The 1,110-nt window shown below is 45.7% G+C and carries 1 protein-coding gene and 1 pseudogene; one reads left to right on the top strand and one right to left on the bottom strand.

Translation table 11 applies throughout. From position 1 onward, the window contains the following. A partial coding sequence (locus PGX78_RS08545) for a metal ABC transporter permease (protein WP_270446532.1) occupies positions 1-551 on the top strand: 551 nt, incomplete at its 5' end. An 80-nt stretch (positions 552-631) separates the two neighbouring features. On the opposite strand, the pseudogene PGX78_RS08540 reads toward PGX78_RS08545, so the two are convergent. Further along, positions 632-1,110, bottom strand: a pseudogene (locus PGX78_RS08540) (iron-containing alcohol dehydrogenase); the annotation flags it as partial.

Raw genomic sequence — 1,110 nt, 5'->3', positions numbered from 1 at the left:
TGACCTCCGTATCGTTGACAGTCGTTGTGTCCTTTCAAGCTGTCGGAGCCATCTTGGTCATCGCTTTAATGATAGGCCCCGCGGCCATCGCTTATTTGTTCGCCAAGTCCGTAACTAAGATGATCCTCGGTGCCGTTCTCATCGCCGTCTGTGCAGCCGTAAGCGGCACACAACTCGCTTTTCTTCTGAACACCTCTATTGCCGGAATGGTGGCATCCGTCATAGGATTAATCTTTACGATAGCCCTTATCGCTTCACCTCGAGTCGGTATTATGTCCAAAATACTTTATCGCAGACATCTACATGTCCGCTATGGTGAGGAAACCCTCTTATTTCATGTCTTTACCCACCAGAATACATCTTGCGCCCCTGTTGAAAACGGTACAGGTACCATCCATGAGCATCTGCACTGGTCACCGAGTTTTTTAAAAAAAATCACTCGTCGCTTAATGAAGCAAGACTTACTGGTTGTAGAAAACGGCATCTACAAGCTGTCTCACAAAGGGATTGAACGAATGAAAGACACGAAATTATTGAAATCACTTGACTAAGCTGAACTTAAGACACAAGAAGGGTTCTTGCACCAATGCAAGAACCCTTCTATAGAGTTACACACTATTTATTTCATAGCTTACATACTCTGTTTTAAAATATCGATTACTTCCTGTCGAGTCAATTCTTTGTACCCGCCTTTTAAAATGCTGACTCCTTCAGCTATACCTTCAACCATATCTTCAGTCATTCCCAGCTCGGCTGCATGAAGAACGACGCCGATTTCTTTCATATACGCTTCCATACGCTGCAACCCTTCAGACGCAATTTCTTCATCACTCTTCCCCGTACCGTCTACATCCCAGACGTTTTCGGCATAGCGTTTGAATTTTGCCAGTCCGGCCGACATAATATGACGATAGTACGGTAAGGATACGGCCGCCAATGTCATTCCGTGCGTAGCATCCGTAAAAGCCCCGACAGACTGACCGAGCTGATGCACCATCCAATCTTGAGACTTTCCCTTGCCGATTAAAGAGTTTAAAGCCCACGTTGCCGTCCACATAATATTACTGCGGGCTTCATAATCCGTCGGATTCTTTACGGCAATACGGCTTG

The organism is Megasphaera sp. AF13-6AC (assembly GCF_027685385.1).
Classification (GTDB): Bacteria; Bacillota; Negativicutes; order Veillonellales; family Megasphaeraceae; genus Megasphaera; species Megasphaera micronuciformis.
Note: the sequence above shows the minus strand (reverse complement) of the source record. Positions and strands in the feature narration are given on the sequence as shown.